The organism is Microvirga sp. ACRRW, assembly GCF_022346925.1.
GTDB lineage: Bacteria > Pseudomonadota > Alphaproteobacteria > Rhizobiales > Beijerinckiaceae > Microvirga.
In genome coordinates this window covers 202,503-227,625 of record NZ_JAKRNJ010000005.1, presented here as the reverse complement: position 1 = coordinate 227,625, position 25,123 = coordinate 202,503, and the positions used below count along the sequence as shown (strand labels likewise).

22 protein-coding genes are annotated in these 25,123 nt (G+C 62.1%); 15 read left to right on the top strand and 7 right to left on the bottom strand.

Annotated elements, in window-relative coordinates; all coding sequences use genetic code 11:
* Positions 1 to 32 precede the first annotated feature (32 nt).
* The 5 genes from efp to MHY87_RS13885 all read left to right on the top strand — a co-directional run bounded on the left by efp (position 33) and on the right by MHY87_RS13885 (position 4,802).
* On the top strand, positions 33 to 554 hold the full coding sequence (efp, locus tag MHY87_RS13905) for an elongation factor P (protein ID WP_239352732.1): 522 nt from the start codon (positions 33 to 35) through the stop codon (positions 552 to 554).
* A gap of 120 nt (positions 555 to 674) precedes the next feature.
* Entirely contained in the window at positions 675 to 1,859 is a 1,185-nt protein-coding gene (locus MHY87_RS13900) for an aminotransferase (protein WP_239352577.1), read from the top strand.
* A 118-nt stretch (positions 1,860 to 1,977) separates the two neighbouring features.
* Complete coding sequence (locus MHY87_RS13895) at positions 1,978 to 3,093, top strand: Ppx/GppA phosphatase family protein (RefSeq protein ID WP_370644939.1); 1,116 nt, start codon at positions 1,978 to 1,980, stop codon at positions 3,091 to 3,093.
* Positions 3,090 to 3,785, top strand: coding sequence for an RlmE family RNA methyltransferase (locus MHY87_RS13890; RefSeq protein ID WP_239352575.1), 696 nt, complete (start codon positions 3,090 to 3,092; stop codon positions 3,783 to 3,785). The genes MHY87_RS13895 and MHY87_RS13890 overlap by 4 nt, the downstream gene beginning before the upstream one ends.
* Before the next feature lie 48 nt (positions 3,786 to 3,833).
* On the top strand, positions 3,834 to 4,802 hold the full coding sequence (locus MHY87_RS13885; RefSeq protein ID WP_239352574.1) for a Gfo/Idh/MocA family protein: 969 nt from the start codon (positions 3,834 to 3,836) through the stop codon (positions 4,800 to 4,802).
* A 96-nt stretch (positions 4,803 to 4,898) separates the two neighbouring features.
* Here MHY87_RS13885 and MHY87_RS13880 read toward each other — a convergent pair whose 3' ends face one another.
* Entirely contained in the window at positions 4,899 to 5,756 is an 858-nt protein-coding gene (locus MHY87_RS13880; protein ID WP_239352572.1) for a dienelactone hydrolase family protein, read from the bottom strand.
* 39 nt (positions 5,757 to 5,795) lie between these two features.
* Entirely contained in the window at positions 5,796 to 7,253 is a 1,458-nt protein-coding gene (locus tag MHY87_RS13875) for a DHA2 family efflux MFS transporter permease subunit (RefSeq protein WP_239352570.1), read from the bottom strand.
* A 174-nt stretch (positions 7,254 to 7,427) separates the two neighbouring features.
* Here MHY87_RS13875 and guaB point away from each other — a divergent pair, with 174 nt between their 5' ends.
* The 3 genes from guaB to MHY87_RS13860 all read left to right on the top strand — a co-directional run bounded on the left by guaB (position 7,428) and on the right by MHY87_RS13860 (position 10,979).
* On the top strand, positions 7,428 to 8,921 hold the full coding sequence (guaB, locus tag MHY87_RS13870; protein WP_239352568.1) for an IMP dehydrogenase: 1,494 nt from the start codon (positions 7,428 to 7,430) through the stop codon (positions 8,919 to 8,921).
* A 21-nt stretch (positions 8,922 to 8,942) separates the two neighbouring features.
* A complete protein-coding gene (locus MHY87_RS13865) occupies positions 8,943 to 9,374 on the top strand; it encodes an MAPEG family protein (RefSeq protein ID WP_239352565.1) in 432 nt (143 codons plus the stop codon).
* A gap of 300 nt (positions 9,375 to 9,674) precedes the next feature.
* Positions 9,675 to 10,979: a hypothetical protein gene (locus MHY87_RS13860; RefSeq protein WP_239352562.1), complete on the top strand. Its 1,305-nt coding sequence runs from the start codon at positions 9,675 to 9,677 to the stop codon at positions 10,977 to 10,979.
* A gap of 60 nt (positions 10,980 to 11,039) precedes the next feature.
* On the opposite strand, the gene MHY87_RS13855 is transcribed toward MHY87_RS13860, so the two are convergent.
* Positions 11,040 to 11,183, bottom strand: a complete 144-nt coding sequence (locus tag MHY87_RS13855) for a hypothetical protein (RefSeq protein ID WP_239352559.1) — start codon at positions 11,181 to 11,183, stop codon at positions 11,040 to 11,042.
* Between the two features lie 123 nt (positions 11,184 to 11,306).
* Here MHY87_RS13855 and MHY87_RS13850 point away from each other — a divergent pair, with 123 nt between their 5' ends.
* The 4 genes from MHY87_RS13850 (at position 11,307) to MHY87_RS13835 (ending at position 15,453) form a co-directional block, all read left to right on the top strand.
* Positions 11,307 to 12,602, top strand: coding sequence for an RsmB/NOP family class I SAM-dependent RNA methyltransferase (locus MHY87_RS13850; protein ID WP_239352556.1), 1,296 nt, complete (start codon positions 11,307 to 11,309; stop codon positions 12,600 to 12,602).
* Positions 12,603 to 12,756: 154 nt separating this feature from the next.
* The gene (gene guaA, locus MHY87_RS13845) at positions 12,757 to 14,313 is read left to right on the top strand and encodes a glutamine-hydrolyzing GMP synthase (RefSeq protein WP_239352553.1); all 1,557 of its coding nucleotides are present in this window, start codon (positions 12,757 to 12,759) and stop codon (positions 14,311 to 14,313) included.
* Positions 14,314 to 14,316: 3 nt separating this feature from the next.
* Positions 14,317 to 14,664, top strand: a complete 348-nt coding sequence (locus MHY87_RS13840; protein WP_239352550.1) for an ArsC family reductase — start codon at positions 14,317 to 14,319, stop codon at positions 14,662 to 14,664.
* 36 nt (positions 14,665 to 14,700) lie between these two features.
* The gene (locus tag MHY87_RS13835; RefSeq protein ID WP_239352547.1) at positions 14,701 to 15,453 is read left to right on the top strand and encodes a hypothetical protein; all 753 of its coding nucleotides are present in this window, start codon (positions 14,701 to 14,703) and stop codon (positions 15,451 to 15,453) included.
* Between the two features lie 42 nt (positions 15,454 to 15,495).
* On the opposite strand, the gene MHY87_RS13830 is transcribed toward MHY87_RS13835, so the two are convergent.
* From MHY87_RS13830 to MHY87_RS13820, 3 genes are all read right to left on the bottom strand, one after another.
* On the bottom strand, positions 15,496 to 15,831 hold the full coding sequence (locus MHY87_RS13830; RefSeq protein WP_239352544.1) for a hypothetical protein: 336 nt from the start codon (positions 15,829 to 15,831) through the stop codon (positions 15,496 to 15,498).
* A 132-nt stretch (positions 15,832 to 15,963) separates the two neighbouring features.
* Positions 15,964 to 17,859 (bottom strand): TRAP transporter large permease subunit, encoded by a 1,896-nt coding sequence (locus tag MHY87_RS13825; RefSeq protein ID WP_239352541.1) that lies wholly within the window; start codon positions 17,857 to 17,859, stop codon positions 15,964 to 15,966.
* Between the two features lie 41 nt (positions 17,860 to 17,900).
* On the bottom strand, positions 17,901 to 18,524 hold the full coding sequence (locus tag MHY87_RS13820; protein ID WP_239352537.1) for a TRAP transporter small permease subunit: 624 nt from the start codon (positions 18,522 to 18,524) through the stop codon (positions 17,901 to 17,903).
* Between the two features lie 266 nt (positions 18,525 to 18,790).
* Here MHY87_RS13820 and MHY87_RS13815 point away from each other — a divergent pair, with 266 nt between their 5' ends.
* The 3 genes from MHY87_RS13815 to der all read left to right on the top strand — a co-directional run bounded on the left by MHY87_RS13815 (position 18,791) and on the right by der (position 21,505).
* The gene (locus MHY87_RS13815; RefSeq protein ID WP_239352535.1) at positions 18,791 to 19,381 is read left to right on the top strand and encodes an NnrU family protein; all 591 of its coding nucleotides are present in this window, start codon (positions 18,791 to 18,793) and stop codon (positions 19,379 to 19,381) included.
* 81 nt (positions 19,382 to 19,462) lie between these two features.
* The gene (locus MHY87_RS13810) at positions 19,463 to 20,140 is read left to right on the top strand and encodes a tetratricopeptide repeat protein (RefSeq protein WP_239352534.1); all 678 of its coding nucleotides are present in this window, start codon (positions 19,463 to 19,465) and stop codon (positions 20,138 to 20,140) included.
* 18 nt (positions 20,141 to 20,158) lie between these two features.
* Positions 20,159 to 21,505 (top strand): ribosome biogenesis GTPase Der, encoded by a 1,347-nt coding sequence (der, locus tag MHY87_RS13805; RefSeq protein WP_239352532.1) that lies wholly within the window; start codon positions 20,159 to 20,161, stop codon positions 21,503 to 21,505.
* 107 nt (positions 21,506 to 21,612) lie between these two features.
* On the opposite strand, the gene MHY87_RS13800 is transcribed toward der, so the two are convergent.
* Positions 21,613 to 25,041, bottom strand: a complete 3,429-nt coding sequence (locus MHY87_RS13800) for a DNA methyltransferase (RefSeq protein ID WP_239352531.1) — start codon at positions 25,039 to 25,041, stop codon at positions 21,613 to 21,615.
* Positions 25,042 to 25,123 lie beyond the last annotated feature (82 nt).

Here is a 25,123-nt window from a genome sequence, read left to right as displayed (position 1 = left end):
CCTCTACGCTCCGCAAAGGCAATGTCGTCGATATGGACGGCAAACTCTATGTCGTGCTCACCGCCCAGAACATCCACCCCGGCAAGGGCACCCCGGTCACCCAGCTCGACATGCGCCGCATTTCGGACGGCGTGAAGGTCTCCGAGCGCTACCGCACCACCGAGCAGGTGGAGCGCGCCTTCGTGGAAGACCGCGAGCACACCTTCCTCTACGAGGACGGCGAAGGCTTCCACTTCATGAACCCCGAGACCTACGAGCAGCTCGTCGTTCCTGAGGACATCGTCGGCGATCAGAAGCCATACCTTCAGGAAAACATGGCCGTGATGCTCTCGACCCATAACGGCATCGCCATTGCCCTCGAGCTGCCCGCTCGTGTGACCCTCGAGATCACCGAGACCGAGCCGGTCGTGAAGGGCCAGACGGCGTCCTCCTCCTACAAGCCCGCCATGCTCTCCAACGGCGTGCGCACCCTGGTGCCCCCACACATCCAGGCCGGCACCCGCGTCGTGATCATGACGGAAGACGGCTCCTACGTGGAGCGCGCGAAGGACTAATGTCCTTCACAGCAAGTCAGGCCTGTGCAGGCCTAGTTCGATAAGCCTTGAAGGGCAGGGAATTTCGGTGAAGGCTCACCGGGTTTCCTGCCTTTTCCATATCCGGAGTTCGATTCCCCTATGGCCAGCGGTCCTTTTGCCCCCATCAATTCCCTCGTTGCGGATGTAGGCAGCCCTCCAATCCCGGAGGCGCAGAGCTGGACCAGGCGGTATGACGGGTCTTACGGGCCGCTGATCAATCTCTCTCAGGCCGTTCCGGGTAACGCGCCGCATGCGAGCTTCCTGGAACGCCTCGGTTCCATCGCGGGCGAGGCTTCGACCTCTCAGTATGGTCCGATCAACGGCGATACAGGTTTGAGGCAGGCCTATGCGGAGGAGATGTCGCGCCTCTACGAGGGCCGGGTCGAGGCCGCCGACACGGCGATCACCGCCGGATGCAACATGGCTTTCTTCGCTGCCATGATGCTGCTCGCCCATCGCGGCGAAGCGGTGCTGCTGCCGACGCCCTGGTACTTCAATCACCAGATGAGCCTCGACATGCTGGGAATCGAGCCGCGTCCTCTGCCGTGCAAGCCCGAGAACGGCTTCGTGCCGCGCATCGAGGATGCGGAAGCGCTGATCGACGAGAAGGTGCGCGCCATCGTGCTGGTGACGCCGAACAATCCGACCGGCGCCGTCTATCCCGCCCATGTCATCGAAGGCTTTGCCGAGCTGTGCGCCAAGCGTGGCATTTATCTCGTGATCGACGAGACTTACCGGGACTTTCTGCCTCAAGGCATGAACCGCGCGCATGGCCTCTTCACGACTGATGTGTGGCGCAAGAACGTGATCCAGCTCTATTCCTTCTCGAAATCCTACGCGATCCCCGGCCACCGCATGGGCGCAATGACGGCGGATGCGGGACTCATCGAGCAGATCGCCAAGATTCTCGACTGCATCCAGATCTGCGCCCCGCGCACCGCCCAGGCCGTTCTGCCCTGGGCGATTCCGGCTCTGCGCGATTGGCGGGAGGAGAACCGGACCGAGATCAATAAGCGTGCACAGGTTTTTCGGGATGCGCTCGCCCCTCTTCCGGAGTGGAAGATCGAATCGGTCGGGGCCTATTTCGCTTATCTGCGGCATCCTTTCAAAGGAGCAAAAGCTCAAGCCGTCGCGGAGAAGCTGGCCACCGAGCGCGGCGTTTTATGCCTGCCGGGCAGCTATTTCGGCCCTGGCCAGGAAGAGCATTTGCGCATCGCGGTCGCCAATGTGGGAGCCGATGTCCTGGCCACGCTGACCGAGCGCTTGAAGGGGCTCACCCTCTGATGCTTCTGCGAGCTGCGGCCATAATCTGCGCTGCAACCCTTGGCAGATGCAGGCAGCGGTTGTTACTCTAAAAGGACACCGGCGTTATGCGGGAACGCCCAGGGATTCTAGTTTGGCTGTGAAAGACGATGCGACGACCGATGTAAGAGATCGACGCGCAGACCCATCGCCCGGGTCTGACGGCGGCTCGTCGTGGCTTTCCGGCAATCCTGCACCAGCGCTCGGGCGCGATGCGAAGCGGCGCAATTCGCGAAGCTATGCCGCGCTCGATCTCGGCACCAACAATTGCCGTCTCCTCATCGCGGAGCCCGCGCATTTTGGGTTTCGGGTCACCGATGCCTTTTCGCGAATCGTACGGCTCGGCGAAGGGCTTGGGCTCGGCAATTCCCTGAGCGAGGATGCCATCGAGCGCACCATCGATGCGCTCCGTGTCTGCCGCGACAAGATGATCGCGAAGGAAGTGATCCGCGCGCGCCTCGTGGCGACGGAGGCCTGCCGCCTTGCCGATAATGGCTTGTCCTTCATCGAGCGCGTGCGCAGCGACCTCGATCTCGAACTCGAGGTCGTGGACCGCAAGACGGAGGCCTATCTCGCCGTGACGGGCTGCGCGGCGCTTGCCGATCCCAAGGCCCAGTCGGTCATCATCTTCGATATCGGCGGCGGCTCCACGGAGATCGCCTGGCTCGACGGTCAGGCCCCACATGCCTTCGCCGACCCTTGCAAGCGCATCCGCGCCTGGGATTCGCTGCCCGTCGGCGTCGTGACCCTGGCCGAGCGTCATGGCGGCATCGACGTCACGCGGCAGAGCTTCGAGCTCATGGTCGAGGAAGTGTCCGATCTGCTCTCCGGCTTCGCGCTCGCCGCAGCCGAGGCGGGTAGGGCCAAGAACTTCCATCTGCTGGGCACCTCGGGAACCGTGACGACCGTCGGCGGCATTCATTTGGGCCTCGCGCGTTATGACCGGCGCAAGGTCGATGGGATGTGGATGCGCAACCGGGAGATCTCGACAGTGATCAACCGCCTGCTGCATTCCAATTTTCAGCAGCGGGCCGAGAATCCTTGCATCGGCAAGGACAGGGCCGACCTGGTTCTGGCCGGCTGCGCCATTCTCGAAGCGATCCGCCGGGCTTTTCCCTCGGATCGCCTGCGTATCGCGGACCGGGGTCTGCGCGAAGGAATTCTGATGAACATGATGAGAGAGGACAGCGTGTGGCGGGAGGGCAGCCAAAGGTGAGCACCACCAAGACCGGCTCGGGCACCCGCAATCTCAAGCAGCGCGTGAAAACGGCGCACAAGCGGACCCTCTCTTCGCAGAAATGGCTTGAGCGCCAGCTCAACGATCCTTACGTGGCCCGCGCCAAGCGCGAAGGCTACCGCTCCCGCGCGGCCTTCAAGCTCATCGAGATCGACGAGAAGTACCACATCCTGAAACCCGGCCAGCGCATCGTGGATCTGGGAGCCGCTCCCGGCGGCTGGTCGCAGATCGCGGCCAAGAAGGTGGGCGCGAAGGGAAAGGTGGTCGGCATCGACCTTCTGCCCATCGATCCCATGGCGGGCGTCGAGTTCATCGAGCTCGACTTTTTGGACGACAGCGCCCCGGGCAAGCTCATCGAGATGCTGGGAGGGCCTGCGGATGTGGTCATGTCCGACATGGCGGCCAACACCACCGGCCACAAGAAAACCGATCACCTGCGCATCATCGGCCTTGCGGAAGCGGCGATCTACTTCGCCCGCGAGATCCTGGCGCCCGGTGGGGCTTTCGTCGCCAAGGTGTTCCAGGGCGGCACGGAAAACCAGCTTCTCAACGATCTCAAGCGCGACTTCGCCGTGGTTCGCCACGTGAAGCCTGCGGCAAGCCGTGCCGATTCAGCGGAACTCTACGTGCTGGCGACCGGTTTTCGAGGTGCGGCAGACCGGACGCCTTAAGCCCCGAGGGGCTTTTGCGTGGCCGCCATGGATGGAAGGACCACGCATATGACACCGCACAAGATCGGCATCATCGGCCTCGGCAAGATCGCGCAGGATCAACACCTGCCTTCGATCAAGGCCAATCCGGATTTCGAGCTTCTGGCCGTGTCGAGCACGCGCGGCCTGACCCATGAGGACGCCAAGTATGCGTTTCAGGATTATCGCGAGCTCCTGAAGCTCAAGGATGTGGAGGCGGTCGCCATCTGCACCCCGCCGCAGGTGCGCCATCAGATCGCCCGCGAGGCATTGCTTGCCGGAAAGAGCGTGCTTCTGGAGAAGCCGCCTGCCGCGACCTTGAGCGAGCTGGAGGATTTGCGGCTGCTTGGTGAGAAGGTGGGAAAGACCGTCTTCACCACCTGGCATGCTCAATACAACAAGGGCGTCGACGAAGCGAAGAAGGCGCTCGCCGGCTGGTCCATCAAGCGCCTTCAGGTGACCTGGAAAGAGGACGTGCGCCATTGGCACCCCGGGCAGCAATGGATTTGGGCTGCTGGTGGCTTCGGCGTGTTCGATCCGGGCATCAACGCGCTCTCCATCGTCACCCGGATCATGCCGGAGCCGGTCTTCATCAAGTCGTCCACCTTGGAGTTCCCATCCAACAGGGATGCGCCGATTGCGGCCAATCTCGAATTCCAGACCGGGCATACAGACGGCAATCTCCAGGCCGTGTTCGATTGGCGGCAGACCGGTCCGCAGAGCTGGGACATCGAGGTCGAGACGGACGCGGGATTTACCCTCAAGCTCTCCAACGGCGGCTGCTGCCTCGAAATCGACGGTCGTCTCGTGGTGAAGGAGGAGCCCGCCGAGTACCAGGGCATCTATCGGCGCTTCGACGCCCTTCTCACCCTCGGCCGTTCCGAAGTCGACGATGCGCCGTTCCGCCTCGTGGCCGATGCCTTCATGATCGGCAAGCGTGTGCAGGTGGAGGCGTTCGAGGATGAGGCAGGACCAGCGGCGTCATCCCGGACGGCGTAGCCGATCCGGGATCGGTTTCAGAATAGGCGCTAGTCTCGTCATGCGATCCCGGGTTCCGCTCCGCGGCCCCGGGATGACGTTTGTTGGGAGGCGGCTTTACGCCAAGTTTTTCTTCAGGAAACCCACAGTCCGGCCCCAGGCGAGATCGGCAGTTGCCTTGTCGTAGCGCGCAGCATTGGTGTCGTTGTTGAAAGCGTGATTGGCGCCTTCATAGACGTATATCTCGTAGGTCTTTCCAGCCTGCTTCAGCGCGGCCTCATAAGCCGGGATGCCTGCATTGATGCGCTCGTCGAGTCCGCCATAGTGCAGCATCATGGCTGCGTTGATCTTCGGCACGTCCTCGGCCTTCGGCTGTCCGCCGTAATAGGCGACGCCTGCATTCAGGTTCGGCTCGTTGACGGCGAGATTGTTCACAGCACCACCGCCCCAGCAGAAGCCGATGGCGCCGACCTTGCCGTTGCTGTCGGGGCGTCCTTTCAGATAAGCCACCGCCGCTTTGCCATAGGCAATCACGTCCGGCTGCTTCAACTGGCCGATCATCTCACGGCCTTTCTCCTCGTCCGCAGGCGTGCCGCCCATGGGGGAGAGGTAGTCGAGGCCTAGCGCGATGAAGCCCTCCGTCGCCATGCGTCGGGTGACGTCCTTGATATGCGGATTGAGGCCCCGGTTCTCGTGAATGACGATCACGGTCGGCAATTTGCCGGACGCGTCCTTGGGCTTCACCAGATAGCCCTTGAGGCCCTGTGCGCCGGGAATGTCGACCATTTCCGTCGTGATGCGCGGGTCGCTCTCCTGGACCGTCTGCGCCATGGCATAGTTGTTCTGCAGGATCGGGAGCAGGGCCGTTGCGGCGGCCGAACTGCCAGCGAGCGCCGCCAGCTTGTCGAGGAAATTGCGGCGACTCATGCCGCCATGGGTGAAGTCGTCATAGAGGTCGATGATTTTCTGATCCATGGAGGCCTCCTGGTCCTGAAGGCGCATGGTAATGCAATCCTATCGACGTTCTACCTCTTCACTGAGATTTGTAGTGCCGTCGCCAAGGCCCGTTGCGGGCGGCTTTCTCTCCACGGCACGGTGACCGGACATTTCCGCGCCCGCTGACGGTTCGAGCTTCGCGAAGACGAAGCCCGCGAGGGCCGATACGGCAGCCACGGCCCAGAAGGCAGGGCCGAAATCCTCTGCGGTCAGGGCGGTTCTGCCGTTCCAGTGGGCGGCTGCTTCCACCACATAGGCACCGAAGGCCACGCCCATGCTGAGCGCCACTTGTTGCGCCGCGCTCGACAGGCTTGTGGCATAGCTCATGTCGCGCTTCGAGATTTCCGCATAACCGATGGCGTTGAGGCTCGTGAACTGCAGCGAGCGGAAGCAGCCGCCGACCAGCAGGATGGCCATGATCAGCCAATGGGGCGTCGAAGGCGTGAAGAACCCGTTGAAGGCTACGAAAGCCGCGCCGATGAAGGCATTGACCACCAGCACCCGGCGGAAGCCGAACCGCTCCAGGATGCGCTTGGCCATGGTCTTCATGAACAGCGCGCCCACCGCCGCGACGAAAGTGAGCGAACCGGAGGCTACCGGGCTGAGGCCGAAACCGATCTGCAGCATCAGCGGCAGGAGAAACGGAATCGCGCCGACGCCGACCCGGAACAGCGAGCCGCCGAGAACGCTGATGCGGAAGGTCGGCACCTTCAAAAGTTTGAGCTGCAGCACCGGGTGAGGCGTGCGCTTGGCGTGCCAGATATAGGCCACGACGCAGATCGTGCCGATGATGACGCAGGCCAGGGAGACTTCCTCCGGGACGAGATGGCGGCCACCGGAGGCCAGGCCCAGCATGAGGAGGGCCAGCCCAATTCCGGAGAGCAGGAAACCGGCCAGGTCGAGAGGCGGCGTGTCCTCTTCCCGGATGTTCGGGATGTAGATCGTGGCGAGCACGATGCCGAGGATACCGATGGGGATGTTGATGAAGAAGATCCAGCGCCAGTGGAAATAGGTGGTGATGAAGCCGCCCAGCGGCGGGCCGACCACGGGGCCGATGAGGGCAGGGATGGTGAGCGTGGCCAATGCCTGCACCACTTCGTTGCGGGGAACGCTGCGCAGCAGAACGAGGCGCCCCACCGGCACCATCATGGCTCCGCCCATGCCCTGGACGAAGCGGGCGATGACGAAGCCCTCCAGCGAGTTCGCCGCCGCGCTTGCGAGCGAACCCGCCATGAACACACCGATGGCGATGGTGAAGATGGTGCGCGAGCCATACTTGTCCGCCACCCATCCGGAAATCGGGATAAAGATGGCGAGGCTGATGAGATAGGATGTCAGCGCCAGCTTGAGCGCGATGGGGTCGGTGCCCAGGTCCTGCGCGATCATGGGCAGTGAGGTCGAAATGACCGTCGAGTCCATGTTTTCCATGAAAAGCGCGGTGGCGATGATCAGGGGGAGGAGGCGGACTTTGCGCATGACCTCTGGCACTTACCCTTCCGCAACCGCGTTGCATAGGCCTTTTCGTGCACGACAGGTCTTCGGGCCAAGGTCGCCTTAGCCCTTTGCGAAAGCAAAACACCGTGCTACGGACCCGTGCCAACTCGATAGAGCGAAACCGCTAGCCGCCGCGCGCACCTGAAGGAGTTGGTCATGGCCTCAATCGTTACGGATAAGATCATCGAAGGACTGACCTTCGATGACGTGTTACTCAGGCCCGGCCGCTCGGAAGTCATGCCCGGCGACGTGAACGTCGCGACCCAGCTGACCCGCACCATTCATCTCAACATGCCGATCATCGCCTCCGCCATGGATACGGTGACGGAAGCGCGCATGGCCATCGCCATGGCCCAGAATGGCGGCCTCGGCGTGATCCACCGCAACCTCGAGCCGGAAGCTCAGGCCGAGCAGGTGCGCCTCGTGAAGCGGTATGAATCCGGCATGGTGATGAACCCCATCACCAGCTATCCGGACGAGACGCTGGCCGATGCGCTGGCCACCATGAAGCATCACGGCATTTCCGGCATTCCAGTGGTTGAGCGCGGTCCCAACAGCACCAAGGGCAAGCTCGTCGGCATCCTGACCAACCGTGATGTGCGCTTCGCCAGCAACCCTGGCCAGCCGGTCTCCGAGCTGATGACCAAGGACCGGCTCATCACCGTCCGCGAGGGCGTCACACAGGATGAGGCCCGCCGTCTCCTGCACCAATTCCGCATCGAGAAGCTTTTGGTGGTTGACGACCATTACCGCTGCATCGGCCTCATCACCGTGAAGGACATCGAGAAGCAGGTGGCCTATCCGAATGCGGCCAAGGATGCGCAAGGGCGCCTTCTCGTCGCCGCCGCCACCACCACGGGCGAGCAGGGCTTCGAGCGCGCCGAGCGCCTCATCGATGCGGGCTGCGACGTGGTCGTGGTCGATACCGCTCACGGCCATTCCGTGAAGGTTCTGGAGAGCGTCACCCGCGTGAAGAAGCTCTCGAACGCCGTCCAGGTGATCGCCGGCAACGTGGCGACCCGCGAAGGCGCCCAGGCGCTCATCGATGCGGGTGCAGACGCGATCAAGGTCGGCATCGGCCCTGGCTCGATCTGTACAACGCGTATCGTGGCGGGTGTCGGCGTGCCCCAGCTCACCGCCATCATGGAAGCTGTCGAGTCCGCGTCCAAGGCCGGTGTGCCGGTGATTGCGGATGGCGGCATCAAGTTCTCGGGCGATCTGGCGAAGGCTTTGGCTGCGGGCGCGAACTGCGCCATGGTCGGCTCGTTGCTTGCGGGCACGGACGAGACCCCCGGCGAGGTGTTCCTTTACCAGGGCCGTTCCTACAAAGCCTATCGCGGCATGGGCTCGGTGGGCGCCATGGCCCGCGGCTCTGCTGACCGCTATTTCCAGGCGGAAGTGCGCGACACTCTCAAGCTCGTGCCGGAAGGCATCGAGGGGCAGGTGGCCTATAAGGGCCCGGTCTCGGGTGTCCTCCACCAGCTTACCGGCGGCCTTCGCGCCTCCATGGGCTATGTGGGCGCGGCGACCCTGCCGGAATTCCGCGAAAAGGCCCAGTTCATCCGCATCACCAGCGCGGGCCTGCGCGAAAGTCACGTTCATGACGTGACGATCACCCGTGAGAGCCCTAACTACCCGACCCGTAGCTAAGGTTCACACGAGTTCTTGCCCATGAGCATCACCGCCGTTCTCCTGCCCATCTATGTCTTGGTCGGGCTGACCTTCGTTCTGCTTGTCTGGCTGGGGCGCTCCCGCGTCCTGGCCCTGAAAGCCGGGGAGGTGAAGATGGGCGACATCGCTCTGGGCGAGCGCAATTGGCCCAAGCGCCTGCTGCAGATCCAGAACTCGTATCACAGCCAGTTCGAGGTGCCGGTACTGTTCTATGTGCTGGTGGTTCTGGCGCTCATCACCCGCAAGGCCGACATGCTCTTCGTGGTGATGTCATGGATGTTCGTGGCAAGCCGCTTGGTCCATGCGGCCATCCACACGACATCCAACCGGATGGTTTGGCGCTTCCAAGCCTTCTTGGTCGGAGTGCTGATCCTCATCGCCATGTGGATCATCTTCGCCATCCGCGTCGCCGGCGCGGAGGCTGGCATTTAAGCAAATCCGGATAGTTTTCCCCATGCCCGGCCCGGGCAGGGGAATTCGTTCCCGGCCAGTTGACGTATAGTATACTATACGCTACGCGTCTCCGTACATTGTACGCCCCAGCGGAGCGCCTCCATGTTGTTCGGCATCATCTTGTCATCCGGCACGACCGGAGCGCGCTCGGCTACGGAGCCGCCTGATCCATCGAGAAGCGCTCAGCGCGCTTGATGCGACCCCATCGGGCTCGAATCGGATAAGCCGACCTCCGGCCCGAACATCTTCAAACATCAGACCTGAAAAGGATGCATAAGCATGCAGTTCCTCAAGCATTCGCTCGCCTGCGGCGCAGCTATCGCCGCTTTGTCGTCACCGGTACTGGCGCACGATCACCAAACTTCGCGCGGGCGGCTCGTCTTTGCCGATCACGCACAGCCCAAGGTGTATGTGCTCGATCTGGATAGCGGAGAGGTGACGGACAGCTTCGACGTGCCGCGTGCCAATCCGTCCTTCTCCGCCACGGAGAATGGGCGCTACGTGGTGATCACGACGGGTGAGCCTGGAATCGTCAAGTTTCTCGATACGGGCCTGAGCTTCGAATCCCATGACGACCACATGGATATCGACAAGGGCAAGGTGCGGATGCTCGACTTTACCCTGTCAGGCGACAAGCCATCGCATGTCGTGTCTGAAAACGGCTGGGTCGCTGTTGCCTTCGATGGCGTGAAGCCTTGGGAGCGCGCGAGCGATCCGAAGGCCGTGTTCATCAAACTGGACAGCCTCAGCAAGGCAAAGCCGGTGACGAAGACCTGGAAGAGCCCGGCACCGCAGCACGGCATTGCCGTTCCGCTCGGTGGCGACCGCTTTCTCGTCTCGACACCGAACGAGGCCTACGCCAAGGGTGATCAATCAGCGAGTTCCCGTTCCAACGGCTTCGAGATTCTCGACGGCAAAAGCTGGAAGGTGACGGCCTCGTTCAACGATCTCTCCGATGCCGCGCGCTCGTGCAAGGCCTATCACGGGCATGGATCGTCGAACGGCGTTCACGTGTTCGGCTGCGCGGAAGGCGTGAAGGACGATCCGAAATCCGGCGGCATGCTGGCCTTAGTCAAGCAGGGTAAGAACGCGTGGCAGGCCCGCAGGATTGCTTATGCGGATGAGCGCCGCACCAGCACCATCAAGGGGCGGGACGAAGGCTCCTTCATGGTGGGCAATTACGGTTCCAAGTCGCCTTACGACGCGCTGGTGAGGATCGATCCGAAGAAGAATGCACTCACCTCTGCAGATGTGCTTCCGCTGCCGGGCGGACAGGCGGTCTGCAAATTCGAGCTGTCGCAAAGCGGCAGGCACGTGGCGAGCCTCACCGCCGACGGCAAGCTGCGGGTCTTTGAGATTGCACCGGCTTGGAAGGAAGTCGCGTCCTTCGATGCGGTGCCTGCGTTCGATTGCGCCTACGGTGCGCGGACGCCAACGCCTTCGCTGGCTGTCATCGGCGATAATGCCTTCGTCAGCGATCCCGTGAACAAACGGATCCGGGAATATAGCTTCACGAACCTCAAGCAGGGTCTCGATATTCCGGTCGATGCGGTGCCGGCGAACATCGCGCCCGGCAAGCCCTGACGGGATTATCGCAACGAAAATACGGGCAGGGTGGTGTCGCTCTGCCCGTATTTGTGTTTATCAGTAGCGCTTGCCGCTTTCGAGCTGGGTCTTGGCGTCCGTCATCTTGCGCGGGGGCGGGGTGAGGTCGGCAGCCGGAGCTGTGGCGCATGCAGCGATGGCGAGGGTGAGGCCGAGGGCCACGAGGCGGGAGAGGATCGACATTGTTCTTAAGGCTCCAAGAGAGAATCGTGCTGAGCGCACGCCCTCTTGAATCCACTTTTGAACGCGTCGGAAAATAGGAAACAATGTGTCGCTTCTGCGGCCAAGGTTAAGTGTGCTTTTTCGATGACACCAGCAGCCCGCATCTCCGCCGCCATCGAAGTCCTCGGTGACATCGAAGCCCGCCGCCGTCCGGCTACGGACGCGCTCAAGGATTGGGGGCTTTCGCACCGTTTCGCAGGTTCCAAGGACAGGGCCGCGATTGCGAGCCTCGTCTACGACACCTTGCGCCGCAAAGCCTCCGCAGCCTGGATCATGGGTGAGAACACGCCGCGCGCCTTAGTGCTCGCTATGCTGAAGCTGCAGCGGGGCATGACGCCTGACGCCATTGCAGGCCTTTGCTCGGGCGAGCGGTTCGCGCCGGAGCCGCTGTCCGCATCCGAGCGCGAGAAGCTTGAAAACGGCAGCCTGGAAGGGGCTCCCGCCTATGTGGCAGGTGACTTCCCCGAATGGATCGAGCCTTCGCTTCAGCGCCTTTTCGGTGGCGATCTCGTATCCGAGATGCAGGCGCTCACCGCCCGCGCTCCACTGGATCTTCGCGCGAATACCCTGAAGGTCGCATCCCGCGAGGAGGCGCACGATGCTCTTCCGCATCTCGGTGCGGTCGAGACGCCGCTGTCTCCTTTGGGCCTGCGCATCGCCCCGAGCGAGGATGGGCGCGGTCCCGCCGTGCAATCCGAGCCTGAGTTCATCAAGGGCTGGATCGAGATCCAGGACGAGGGCTCGCAGCTGGCTGCTCTGCTCTCCGCCGTGAAGCCCGGCGATCAGGTGGTCGATCTGTGCGCAGGGGGCGGCGGCAAGACGCTGGCTCTCGCCGCCATGATGGAGAACCACGGGCAGCTCTATGCCACCGATGGCGATGCCCGCCGCCTGGCCCCCATCCACGACCGCCTGACCCGCGCGGGCGTTCGCAACGTCCAGGTCCGCACGCCTCGAGGTGGAGCGGACGCGGTCACCGACCTGAACGGGAAGATCGATTGCGTGCTGGTGGACGCACCCTGCACCGGCGTCGGCACGTGGCGACGTAACCCGGATGCGAAATGGCGCCTTCGGCCCGGCAGCCTCGATGTGCGCGTGAAGGAGCAGGCGACCGTACTCGATCGCGCGGCGGCGCTCGTGAAGCCCGGCGGACGGATCGTCTACATCACCTGTTCGGTCCTGCCGGAGGAGAATGACGAGGCTCTAAGGCAGTTCATGGAGCGGAATGCCGGCTTCAAGCCGCTCCCGGTGACAGAGGTGCTGTCCTCGGCAGGCTTTGGCCATCTGGATAAGGCCATCCGGCCTACCACCTACGGGCTTCAGATGACCCCGCTCAAGACCGGCACGGACGGCTTCTACGTGGCTGTCATGGTGCGGGGATAAAGCCCCGCCGCGCCGAGCCAACGGAAGCCCAAAGGCGAAGAAAGGCGTTAAAAACGCGAAGGCTCGCACCTTGGGGCCTCAAAAGGCATGACAGGCCAACAGATATGAGGGTAAAGCACGGGGCATCCCCCGCGCTCAGGCTCAGCGATAGATCATGACCCAGACCCACGACAAGATTCTCATCGTCGATTTCGGCTCCCAGGTAACCCAGCTCATCGCCCGCCGCGTGCGTGAGGATGGAGTCTACTCGGAGGTTGTGCCTTTCCAGAAGGCGGCCGAAGCCATCCGCACCATGAAGCCCAAGGGCGTGATCCTCTCCGGCGGTCCTGAATCGGTCACGACCGATGCTTCGCCCCGCGCGCCTCAGGAGCTGTTTGAGACGGGCCTTCCGGTCTTCGGCATCTGCTACGGCCAGCAGACCATGGCGGCCCAGCTCGGCGGTCAGGTCGAGGGCGGGCACCATTCGGAATTCGGCCGCGCCGAGATCGAGGTTTTCTCCGAGAGCCCGCTCTTCCAGGGCGTGTGGCAGGTGGGCAAGAAATATCCCGTGTGGATGAGCCATGGCGACCGCGTCACCAAGCTCCCCGAGGGCTTCGAGGTCCTGGCGGCGTCCGAGAATGCGCCTTTCGCGGTCGTGGCGAACGAGAAGCACAAGTTCTACGGCGTGCAGTTCCACCCGGAGGTGGTGCACACCCCGCAAGGCGCGCAGCTGATCCGCAACTTCGTGCGCGACATCGCGGGCTGTAAGGGCGACTGGACCATGAAGGCCTTCCGCGAGGAAGCCATCGAGCGCATCCGCGCCCAGGTCGGCAAGGGCAAGGTGATCTGCGGCCTTTCGGGCGGCGTCGACTCTGCCGTGGCCGCGGTTCTCATTCATGAGGCCATCGGCGATCAGCTCACCTGCGTGTTCGTGGATCACGGCCTGCTGCGCGCATCCGAGGCCGAGCAGGTGGTGAGCTTGTTCCGCGACCACTACAATATCCCGCTCGTGCACGTGCAGGCGCAGGATCTTTTCATCGGCGCGCTGGAAGGCGTGTCCGATCCGGAAGTGAAGCGCAAGACCATCGGCAAGCTCTTCATCGACGTGTTCGATGAGGAAGCGAAGAAGATCGGCGGCGCGGACTTCCTGGCGCAAGGAACGCTCTATCCCGACGTGATCGAGAGCGTGTCCTTCACCGGCGGTCCTTCCGTCACCATCAAGAGCCACCACAATGTGGGCGGTCTACCCGAGCGCATGAAGATGAAGCTCGTGGAGCCGCTGCGCGAGCTGTTCAAGGACGAGGTGCGCGTGCTCGGTCGCGAGCTCGGTCTGCCGGATGCCTTCGTTGGCCGTCACCCGTTCCCCGGTCCGGGTCTCGCCATCCGCGTTCCCGGCACGATCACCCGCGAGAAGCTCGACATCCTGCGCAAGGCCGATGCGGTCTATCTCGAAGAGATCCGCAACGCCGGCCTCTACGATGAAATTTGGCAGGCCTTTGCCGTGCTGCTGCCGGTGAAGACCGTTGGCGTGATGGGCGATGGGCGCACCTACGACCATGTGTGCGCATTGCGCGCCGTGACCTCGGTCGACGGCATGACGGCGGATTTCTATCCCTTCGACATGGGCTTCCTCGGCCGCGTCGCGACCCGCATCATCAACGAGGTCAAGGGCATCAACCGCGTCACCTACGACATCACCTCGAAGCCGCCTGGGACGATTGAGTGGGAATAAGCGATGGCCGCGACGCTCTACGGCATCAAGAATTGCGACACGATGAAGAAGGCACGCACCTGGCTCGATGCCAAGGGCGTGCCTTACGCCTTTCATGACTACAAGGTCGCGGGTATCGACCGTGCGCGGCTCGAAGGCTGGGTGCGAAATGTGGGCTGGGAGACGTTGCTCAACCGTGCCGGAACTACGTTCCGCAAGCTGCCGGATGCGGACAAGGCTGGTATCGATGAGCGCAAGGCGCTGGCGCTCATGCTCGACCAGCCTTCGATGATCAAGCGTCCTGTGCTCGACTTGGGCGGTCGTCTCGTCGTCGGCTTCAAGCCTGAGCAGTACGAGACGGTGTTTCGCTAATCGGCTATCCTCCGCTTATACGTAGCGGAGAAAATCATGGTTCGAGCTCACAAGGGAAAAGCTGTCGTTCTTGTTGCCCTGGGGGCGCTTTGGACAAGCTCATCCTTCGCGGAAGGAACCTTGTGTCTGTCCTACGGCTACGAAGATCCGGGCCGCACCGTCAACGGACCCATCGCTCTCGGCCGGGTCAACAACCTCTCAGCACGTGTCCATTTTCTGAAAAATCCAATTCTGAAAGCCGACGCGGCGTGTCCGAACATGAGCGCGGCCTGTCAGGAAAAGGCTTATCTCGTTCCGGGAGACGAAGTCGTCATCATCGGCACGAAGGGTGACTTCATCTGCGCGAGTTACGCCACCAAGCAGGGGCGCGTCATTGATAGTTGGCTGCCGCGTTCCGCTATCTCCGTCGTGCCGGATCTGCCGCCCGTCAACACGAAGGACTGGATCGGGCGCTGGCAGAGCGGTTCGGAGCAGAGCATCGTCATCGAACAGATCGATAAGGCCGGTGTTCTGTCTATCAAGGGCGATGCGAGCTGGGGTGCAGGCGATCCCGAGCGGGTCAAGCGCGGCGCCGTTCATGTCGGATCGTTGGAAGGCGAGATGAAGCCTGAAGGCGCCGTGCTCTCGTTCGGCATGGGCGAGAACGGCACGCTTCCCTACGACCAAGCGGACGAGGTGGATTGCAAGGTGCAAATGCAACGCCTCGGGCCGTATCTTCTGGTCAAGGACAACAGGATGTGCGGCGGGTTGAACGTGTCGTTCACATCCGTCTACCGGCGCGTGAAGTAAAACCGCACAAATCTCTTGGAACGAGACTTGTGCGGCTCCTCATTAATTACCAGCGTCAACTAGCTTGCGGCTGCAGGTTTGAGCCAGTTGCGAGATTTCGGGTGTGAGCTGTGGCGTTCCTTTTCGGGCTGACGCCCACATGTCGGGTGTCATGCCATCCGCGGTGCATTCGCAATAGCTTTTGACAGCCTTCTCCGAGAGACCGGAGGTCGAGCTGAGGCATCCCTTCACGAATGCCTCCCTGTTCAGGGGCTGATTTTGCTCCGTGAATTCTGCGTGAATAAGGGTCACAACCGCAACGAAGATCGGTGCGCCGACAAGGGCAATCCGCTCTTTGCGGGAAGCATTGTTCCATCGGGTTTTGAAGCGCTGAATCATCAGATAATCCTGTGTTACAAAATTACGATTAAAGCGCAGCAGGTCCCGAAGCAATCATTCCTACTCAGTTTCAAGAGCCAAATGAAAAGGCGAGCCGTGAGGCTCGCCTTCATCGTGTCGCTTTTGCTCGCCTTACTGAATCTTCGGCGGTTCGTCGAAGTTCAGGCCGGGGAGTCCGCCCGGCTCGCTGCCAGGGCCGCCGAGGCCGGGGACCAGAAGCTCGTCGAGCTTCTTCTGCACCGCCGCCGGGTCCACGGCTGGGCCGGCCGCCTTGTAGTGCATCACGATGTTCGGGAACAGGATCACGATGCCGACCATGATGAGCTGGATGACCACGAAGGGAACGGCGCCCCAGTAGATCTGGCCGGTGGTGACCGGGTCCATCTTCTTGCCCGTCACGCGGTCGATATACGGCACCTTGGGAGCCACCGAGCGCAGGAAGAACAGGGCGAAGCCGAAGGGCGGGTGCATGAACGAGGTCTGCATGTTCACGGCCAGGATCACGCCGAACCAGATCAGGTCGATGCCGAGCTTGTCGGCGGCGGGCCCGAGGAGCGGGATGATGATGAAGGCCAGCTCGAAGTAATCGAGGAAGAAGGCCAGGAAGAACACCAGCACGTTCACGAAGACCAGGAAGCCGGTCTGTCCACCGGGCAGCGAGGTGAGCAGATGCTCGACCCAGATGTGGCCGTTCACGCCGTAGAAGGTGAGCGAAAACACGCGGGCGCCGATCAGGATGAACAGCACGAAGGCCGAGAGCTTCGCGGTCGCTTCCGTGGCTTGGCGGACCAGGTTCCAGTTGAAGCGCGCAGGGTTGTTGTCGAGCTTACGCTTGATGGCCGCGAGGATCACCGAACCGAGCGCGCCCATGGCGCCGCCTTCGGTCGGGGTGGCCAGACCGATGAAGATAGTGCCAAGCACGAGGAAGATGAGCAGAAGCGGGGGCACCATCACGAAGGTGACCTGCTGCGCCATGTTCGACATGAGGCGAAGGCCCGTGAAACGCTCCACGAGGCCGACGATCAAAGCGTAGATTGCACCTGCGAGCACCATCTCCATGGCGAGCGCGAGACCCTCATGGTTCTGGGTATGGAGTACGTAATAGGCACCCACGAACAGGGCGACGAGAACCGCCGAGATCGCGATGCGCTTTGCGCCGAGCATCTTGTTCATGAGGGCGCAAATCAGCGCCACGACCGTGGCGACGCAGATCGTCAGGATGACGAAATCGGCACCGGCCTTGGTATTGGTCTGCGACAGCACGTAGTAGCCGACTAAGCCCGAGAACACGACCAGGATGCCAAGTTGCCAGACGCCACGCGCACCGCTGGGCTCGCGGTAGCCGATGGCTTCCGGCGGAAGGCCCGGGGCCGACTTCGGGAAGAAGATCGACATCAGCATGATGTAGCCGGCGTAGAGGCCGGTTAGGATCAGGCCGGGCAGGAACGCGCCTTCGTACATGTCGCCCACCGAGCGGCCGAGCTGGTCGGCCATGACGATGAGAACGAGGGAGGGCGGGATGATCTGGGCGAGGGTACCGGAGGCCGCGATCACGCCGGAGGCGAGGCGGCGGTCATAGCCGTAGCGCAGCATGATCGGCAGCGAGATCAGGCCCATGGAGATCACGGAGGCTGCGACGACGCCGGTGGTGGCGGCGAGCAGGGCGCCCACGAAGATCACAGCGTAGGCAAGACCGCCGCGCACGGGGCCGAAGAGCTGGCCGATGGTGTCGAGCAGATCTTCCGCCATGCCCGAGCGCTCGAGCACCAGTCCCATGAAGGTGAAGAACGGGATCGCCAGAAGCACCTCGTTCGACATGGTGCCGAAGATACGGTCTGGCAGGGCCTGCAGCAGAGGCCAGGAGAGGGTGATGGTGTCTGGAGCAAGCGGCGCCAGCTCCACGGCGATGAAGAAGAAGAGGAGGCCGTTCGCCGCCAGGGCGAAAGCGACCGGGTAGCCTAGGAGAAGGAAGACCACCAGCGCCGCGAACATGATCGGCGCGAGGTTCTGGGCAATCAATGCAGCCATCGATGAGAACTCCGGAAAACTTGTAACGGACGCCGAGACGATCAGCTAATGCCGTCGCCGGGGGGCGTGCCGCCCGCGCCAGGGGTGTTGACGGTGCCGATTTCGTGAATGAGGCGCTCTGCTTCCGCTTCAGCGCTGTGTCCGGCGGCTTCTTCATCTGCCAACTGGCCGTTCATAATGGCTACGCGCTTGATCAGCTCGCTGAGCCATTGGAATGTCATGGAGATAAAGCCCAGAAGGATGAGACCCTTGGCAGGCCAGATCAGCAGGCCGCCGGCATTGGATGAAACCTCGCCGGACTCGAAGGACTTCGTGAAGTAGGGGATGCACAGCCAGAGCATCAGCATCACGAAGGGCATCAGGAAGAAGATGTGCCCGAACACGTCGATGCTGTCGCGGCCCCGCTTCGAGAGCCTGCTGGACACGATATCGATGCGGATATGCTCGTTCGCCTTCAGCGTCCAGGCAGCGCAGAGCATGAAGACGGCACCGAACAGGTACCATTGCAACTCAAGCCAGGCATTGGAGGAAACACCGAAGACGCGGCGGATGATGGCGTTGATGGCGGAGACGAGGATGGCCACCACGATGGCCCATGCCGCGACCTTGCCGATGCGTTCGTTGATCGCGTCGATGACACGAGAAAGCTTGATGAGCGCGGTCACCTTATGCCTCCCCCTTTGATGAACATTATGGTTGAATTGACGGCGTAGCTACAGGGTTTCCACCTGTTTCACCATGCCGCCTATAGTCTATAGCGAGGTTTGCCGGGGTCAGTACCCGGGAAATTTTCGGGCTGCAAGAGACGGGCTTGTTAAAAGTTTAGGCAGTTCAGGGCATTGCAGACAATCGGAAACTTGCCGCATGGGGCTTCCAGCGTAGCCAAGCGCCCAGCTAAGACTATAATTTCCTATTCTCTTAGGAGATTCTTGTGACGCTGCTTGTTTTTGGCCTGATCCTGTTCCTCGGCACGCATGCCTTCAGCATGGCGCGCAGGAGCCGTTCCGCCCTGATCGACCGGATCGGCGAGGGGCCGTTTAAGGGGATTTATTCTCTCCTGTCGCTTGCCGGAATCGTATTGATCGCCATCGGTTACGGGGAGTATCGGGCGAGCGGCTATATTCCCGTATGGGATCCGCCGGTCTGGACGCGGCATCTGGCGCTTCTGCTAGTCCTTATCGCCTTCATCTGCTTCGCGGCGGCTTATCTTCCCGGGCATATCAAGCGCCGCCTGAAGCATCCCATGCTGGCGGGCGTGAAGATCTGGGCCCTTGCGCATCTTCTCGCCAATGGGGATCTGGGCTCCATCCTGCTCTTCGGCTCGATCCTGGCTTGGGCAGTGATGGCCCGTATCAGTGCCAAGCGTCGGGACGTCGCGGCCCAGCATGGCGGCACTGCCGCCCCGGCAGGCTGGCGCAACGACCTTCTGGCCGTTGCCATCGGCACCGCCGTCTACGTGGCATTCGTGATTTGGCTCCATCCCCTGCTGATCGGGGTGCCCGTGCTGCCCACAAGTGCGTGAAACCTCTCGCCTTGCGCGGGGGGGTATGCTACGCGACCCACTTCTATTGAAGGAGGCGGTCCTTGGGCCGCATGAGGGACGATGGCCACGAACCAGAACGACGAGTTCATTCGCGAAGTCGATGAGGAATACCGCCGCGATCAGCTGGCGAAGGTTTGGCAGCGCCATAGCGGTCTCATCATCGGCGTCATCACCCTTGTCGTGGTCGGCGTCGGTGGCTGGCGCTACTGGGAGCATACGCAGGAGACCCGCGCACAGGCCGCCGCCGTGCGCTTCGAGGACGCCCTGAAGCTCTCGACCGACAACAAGGCCCAGGAGGCGGATGCTGCCCTCGAAACCCTCGCGAAGGAAGGCGATACTGGCTACAGCCTGCTCGCCCGCTTCCGCCTTGCCGCCGAGCGCGGCCAGCAGAATGCAGAGCAGGGCGCTACGGCCTACGACGCTCTCGCGAACGATTCCGGCGTTGCCCCGCTTTGGCGCGATCTCGCCAAACTTCGCGCCGCATGGCTGCGCCTCGACACCGCCGAGCCCGCCAAGATCCGGCAGACCCTTGAGCCCATGGCTGTGCCCGCCAATGCATGGCGCCACTCGGCTCGGGAACTCCTCGGCCTTTCCGGCCTTAAGGCAGGCGACATGGATTATGCCGGACGCTGGTTCGACCAGATCGCGGCTGACCGTGAAACGCCTCCCGCCCTGCGGCAGCGGCTTGCCATCTACACCGCTCTCGTGGCGGGCGGGCCTGTTCAAGTCACTCAGTAAAGGCGGAGCACCAAAGACATGACGCCTACCGTCACCATTGTCGGGCGGCCGAATGTCGGCAAGTCGACTCTCTTCAACCGTCTCGTGGGCAAGAAGCTCGCGCTCGTGGACGACCGTCCGGGCGTGACCCGCGACCGGCGCGAGGGCGAGGCGCGTCTCGGCGACTTGGACTTCCGCATCATCGACACCGCGGGCCTGGAGGAAGCGACGGAAGAGTCGTTGCTTGGCCGCATGCGCGCGCAGACCGAAGCCGCCATCGAGGACGCCGACATCATCCTTTTCGTGATCGATGCGCGCGCCGGCATTCTCCCCGCCGACCGTCCCTTCGCCGAGATGGTTCGCCGCTCCGGCAAGCCCGTGATCCTCATCGCCAACAAGGCAGAGGGCGGGGCCGGCATGGCCGGCGCCTATGACGCCTTTTCGCTGGGCCTCGGCGATCCGGTTCCGCTCTCCGCCGAGCACGGCGAAGGCATGGCCGATCTCTTCGAGGCTCTGATGCCTTTCTTCCCCGAGCCCGGCGACGAGGAAGATGAGGAAGACCCCAACAAGCCGCTGCAAGTCGCCATCGTCGGCCGCCCGAACGCGGGCAAGTCCACGCTGATCAATCGCATGGTGGGCGAGGACCGCCTGCTCACGGGGCCTGAGGCGGGCATCACCCGCGATTCCATCTCGCTCGATTGGGAATGGCGCGGAAAGAACGTCAAGCTCTTCGACACGGCGGGCCTGCGCAAGCGCGCCCGCGTCGAGGACAAGCTCGAAAAGCTCTCCGTGGCCGATGCTTTGCGCGCCGTACGCTTTGCGGAAGTCGTGGTGGTGCTGCTCGATGCCACGATCCCGTTCGAGAAGCAGGATCTCTCCATCGTCGATCTGGTGGAGCAGGAGGGCCGCGCCCTCGTGATCGGCCTCAACAAGTGGGATCTCGTGGCCGACCAGAAGGGCCTGCTGGCCGATCTGAAGGAAAAGGCCGCGCGGCTTTTGCCGCAAGTGAAGGGCGCGCCCGTGGTGCCGCTCTCAGGTCTTGCGGGCAGCGGCATCGATCCGCTCATGAAGGCGGTGTATGAGGTCTACGAGACCTGGAACCGGCGCATCTCGACCGCGAAGCTCAATCAGTGGCTCCAGGACGCGATCGACGCCAACCCGCCACCCGCCGTCTCGGGCCGCCGCATCAAGATCCGCTACATGACTCAGGTGAAATCGCGCCCGCCGACTTTCGCCATTTTCGGCAACCAGCTCGACGCGCTGCCGAAGAGCTACACGCGCTACCTCGTCAACAACATCCGCGAGGCGTTCAAGCTCCCCGGCGTTCCGATCCGCGTGTCGTTGCGCATGGGCACGAACCCGTTCGACAAGGACAAGCGCGGGTAGGGCACCTCAGTCTCTGTCTTTCGCATCATGGCCGGGCTCGCCCCGGCCATTTTTCGTTTCAAACTGCCCGTCATCAGGATGAGAACTGTACAGGATGAGAGCGGATCCTACGCCACGCGCCTGAACGCGAAGGTTCTGCCGCCGTCCAGGGTAGCAACTTCGCCGATACGGGATGCTGCAACGAGGATGGCAGCGATCTTGGGCTCGGCCTTCTTGCCCTGTTTGTAGTTGGAGGCAATCATCGCGGCATCCAGCGGTCCGCGCGCGGCGGCGAGCGCCGAGAAAACTTCCGCCGCCTGCTCGATAGCGCTCGTGGGGAAGGAGCGTTTCTGCTCCCGTTCAAGCACGACGAGCTGCGCAAGTTCCTGCGTGCCTTCCTCCGCAACCGCCTGTTTGTCCGCCGTCTTCGCGAAGCGCGGAATTTGATAATCGGGCCGTAGCCAATGCACGATCCCGCGTTTCTCCTCCGCCGCACGCTCCGCGTTCAGCGCCACGAGACGGGTGAGGATCTCCTCGTCTGAAAGATCCTTCGGCCAGCCATAGGCCTCGAACACGAGCGTATCGAGCTTTTCGTGCAGCTCCTTCAGGATAAGGATGAGACCCTCGTCCTTGATGCGCTCATCGTCAGGTGTGAGCGTTGCACCGGCTTTCAGCTTCTCCAACACATTGTACATCTGCGTCAGCGTGAGGTTTGGATGCTCCTCCTGTCGCGTCTTGCGGAACGCGTCCAGCTCTTCCGCCACGGTGCGAATGCGCATTTTCAGGGCGTTGTCGCAGAGTGGGAAGGGGAAGGGGTCGAAGCAGCGGGAGTTAGTGTAACGCGAGTCGTTTCCGGCGCCGAGCCACCCACCTGTTGCGTAAGACCAAATTACATGAATTTGAGAAGATAGGATGCCGAGTGAAAATGCATCCTGAAACGCGAAAACGATAACCTCGCTTTCCGCTATTATTCCTCCATCGACATAGCTAAAAACGCGATGCTTAGCTGTTCGAGTGGATGCAATATAGCGATCTAGCCCTAATAGGGCTGGACGAATATCAGCTCTAGGCTCACAGAAAATCCACCACTGATCCCGATAAGATGCGCGCGAATTCTTATCTCGCTCGCCTTTTACGTGTTCGAGGAGGTGCGAGTATATTTCTGGATATCGCCTTCTAACTTCATCAGCTGAAAGACCAAATAGATCAATGACGAATGCTCCTCTCGACTTCTGCGTGAGATCTCTCCCATTCAGGAATGGTCTTAAATATTCTTCGAGTCCTTCTCGATAGCCTAAGCCTAAATTGGCGGTTGCGAACTTAGAGACTAGGAAGCCAGATCCACATAAAGTCACGCCTCGAGAGGCTATGCCTGTATTGCTGCGTAACGATACAGTAGAGGTGACGTCCACCCCCACCGACAAATCTGTGTTTATTTGTCCCGGAAGCTCTTCGAATTTCACCTCCGGTGCATCCGTATCGAGCGCCTCCTCCTTTACCACCTCCCGCAATACCCCGTCATGCTTGCCTTTCGCCGCCACGGTCATGGCGATGCGAACTGCCGCGGCGTCCCTTGTCGCTTTCGTCCAAGGATGATCCGCAATTGCCATCAGCAGCGAGATCGGCGTCCTGGCTTCCATGCGTTTCTTGATGACGCGGCGGGAAAATTCCTGGGTGATCGAATTGGTTGTGACGAAGCCAAAGCGACGCAGGCGGGTGCCTTTGATGGTGAGCAGCTCAGCCGCGCGGTCCCACCAGTACATCACGAAATCCGCACTCTCGTTGATGTGCCGGTGAGCCGCCCATAAGGCTTCCGTCGGGGCGTCGCCGAGCCTGGCGCGAAGGTCTTTTCCGCCGATGAACGGCGGGTTGCCCACGATGAAATCCGCCGCCGGCCAATCAGGGCGGCGTGCGTTCGGATAGGTCTCTACGCCGTCGCGCATGACGGGGTGCGGATAGCCGTCCCACGCGAGAACGGCGTTCTTCACCTCGATATTCTTGAAGGCTTTCAGGATCGGTTCGGAGGGCACGCCGCCTTTTGTGCGGAAGTGCCATTGCAGATAGCCAATCCAGAGAACAAGTTCGGCAATCGCCGCAGCGCGCGGGTTCAGCTCGAGCCCTAAGAACTGGTGCGGGTCGATGGTGTGCGCTTCAAGCCCCGTCAACACCTCCTGTCCGCCGAGATCGACAAGAGCCTCCAGCACTTCGCCTTCCAGCCGCTTCATCAGTTCGAGCGAAACATAGAGGAAGTTGCCGGTGCCGCAGGCGGGGTCGAGCACGAGGGTCTGGCAGAGCTTGTCGTGAAAAGCGCGCACCTCGGCGGCAGCAGCTTTCATGTTTCCGGCTTCGCGCTTGGCTTCGGCCACCGATTGCACCTGCCGCCAGTCTTCGCGCAAGGGCTCAATGACAGTGGCGACCACGAGACGTTCCACATAAGCACGGGGCGTGTAATGCGCGCCGAGGCGCTTACGCTCGTCCTTGTCGAGAGCCTGTTCGAGCAGCGTGCCGAAAATGGCGGGCTCCACCTCGCGCCAGTTCTTGGCTGCGGCCTCGGCGAGTTCGCCGATATCTTCCTTCTCCAAGGGCAAAGCACGTGCGTCCTTGAAGAGGTTGCCGTTGAACCGCAGCACGCGCTCGCGGATCGAGGCCGCGAACACGCCCTCGTTCATGCTGCGCCAGAGATCCTCCACCAGCGGTATGAATTTCTTCGGCTCCTTGCGGCACTCCTCAAGCAGCCCCTTGAAGGATTCCTCCGGCAGAAGGCCTACATCCTCCGCGAACATGGTGAAAAGGCTGCGCATGAGGAAGAGAGCGACGTCCTCCGCCGGATATTTCTTGGCTTCCAGCGCCTTGGAAACGGCGGCGAGCCGTTCCGCGATTTCGCGTGTCGCTTTGGCAGCGATGCGCGTGGGATCAAGGGAATGCGGATCGAGCCAGATGCGCTGCAGGCGCTCGCGCACCTCGGGCTTGCGCAGGTCTTCCAGATAAATGCGGAAGCCCTGACGGTCGGGGAATTGCGTGTAGTTCTTTCCCTGGCCCGAGAAGTCGGCAAAGACCTCGATGCAATGGCCCACATCGCAAACGAGGATGAAGGGCGGCCAGCCGTGGGAGGTGGGCAATGCGCGGGCATAATCCTCCGCCTGCCGCTTGGCGTTCTTCATCAACGCGTCCCATGCGCGGTCCGCTCCGCGCTTGCCGCGCTTGTCGTCCGGCACTTCGCTCCCGAAGAGATCGGCTGTGCCCGGCACTTCCTTCGTGCCGCCCTTCAGCCGGCTCTGCTTGGCCTCCAGCACGAAGGACCCGCGCCTGTAGAAATCGATCCAGCCATGGCCTTTCTCGCCGTCCCATTGCTTCTGAACCGCGCGCTCGAAAACGTAATCGTTGCGCTCATGAGTGGCATCCGCCGCATCCGGCTCCGGCAGGTTCAGCAATCGGCAGAGCCGTATCAGGAACAATTGGTAATTCGCGCGTTCCTGCCCACCTTCGCGACCCTGCCAGTAAGCAATGAAGGACTCGACATCGGGAATGAGAGGATCGGGCGGAAAGGCAGTCAACATAACGTCGCGCTACTAAGGGTTGCGCAATGTAATAATACACCTCTCGGTAGAGAGTCGATGGGAAATTCTACTGCCCTAGGGT

Excerpts from the sequence above, each read along its gene's own strand:
- MHY87_RS13885 (WP_239352574.1), top strand. The coding sequence starts at position 3,834 with ATGACACCGCACAAGATCGGCATCATCGGCCTCGGCAAGATCGCGCAG.
- efp (WP_239352732.1), top strand. The coding sequence starts at position 33 with ATGGACGGCAAACTCTATGTCGTGCTCACCGCCCAGAACATCCACCCC.
- MHY87_RS13880 (WP_239352572.1), bottom strand. The coding sequence starts at position 5,756 with ATGGATCAGAAAATCATCGACCTCTATGACGACTTCACCCATGGCGGC.
- MHY87_RS13830 (WP_239352544.1), bottom strand. The coding sequence starts at position 15,831 with ATGATTCAGCGCTTCAAAACCCGATGGAACAATGCTTCCCGCAAAGAG.
- MHY87_RS13825 (WP_239352541.1), bottom strand. The coding sequence starts at position 17,859 with ATGGCTGCATTGATTGCCCAGAACCTCGCGCCGATCATGTTCGCGGCG.
- MHY87_RS13800 (WP_239352531.1), bottom strand. The coding sequence starts at position 25,041 with ATGTTGACTGCCTTTCCGCCCGATCCTCTCATTCCCGATGTCGAGTCC.
- MHY87_RS13900 (WP_239352577.1), top strand. The coding sequence starts at position 675 with ATGGCCAGCGGTCCTTTTGCCCCCATCAATTCCCTCGTTGCGGATGTA.
- MHY87_RS13865 (WP_239352565.1), top strand. The coding sequence starts at position 8,943 with ATGAGCATCACCGCCGTTCTCCTGCCCATCTATGTCTTGGTCGGGCTG.
- MHY87_RS13875 (WP_239352570.1), bottom strand. The coding sequence starts at position 7,253 with ATGCGCAAAGTCCGCCTCCTCCCCCTGATCATCGCCACCGCGCTTTTC.
- MHY87_RS13835 (WP_239352547.1), top strand. The coding sequence starts at position 14,701 with ATGGTTCGAGCTCACAAGGGAAAAGCTGTCGTTCTTGTTGCCCTGGGG.
- der (WP_239352532.1), top strand. The coding sequence starts at position 20,159 with ATGACGCCTACCGTCACCATTGTCGGGCGGCCGAATGTCGGCAAGTCG.
- MHY87_RS13855 (WP_239352559.1), bottom strand. The coding sequence starts at position 11,183 with ATGTCGATCCTCTCCCGCCTCGTGGCCCTCGGCCTCACCCTCGCCATC.
- MHY87_RS13850 (WP_239352556.1), top strand. The coding sequence starts at position 11,307 with ATGACACCAGCAGCCCGCATCTCCGCCGCCATCGAAGTCCTCGGTGAC.
- MHY87_RS13810 (WP_239352534.1), top strand. The coding sequence starts at position 19,463 with ATGGCCACGAACCAGAACGACGAGTTCATTCGCGAAGTCGATGAGGAA.
- MHY87_RS13840 (WP_239352550.1), top strand. The coding sequence starts at position 14,317 with ATGGCCGCGACGCTCTACGGCATCAAGAATTGCGACACGATGAAGAAG.
- guaA (WP_239352553.1), top strand. The coding sequence starts at position 12,757 with ATGACCCAGACCCACGACAAGATTCTCATCGTCGATTTCGGCTCCCAG.
- guaB (WP_239352568.1), top strand. The coding sequence starts at position 7,428 with ATGGCCTCAATCGTTACGGATAAGATCATCGAAGGACTGACCTTCGAT.
- MHY87_RS13860 (WP_239352562.1), top strand. The coding sequence starts at position 9,675 with ATGCAGTTCCTCAAGCATTCGCTCGCCTGCGGCGCAGCTATCGCCGCT.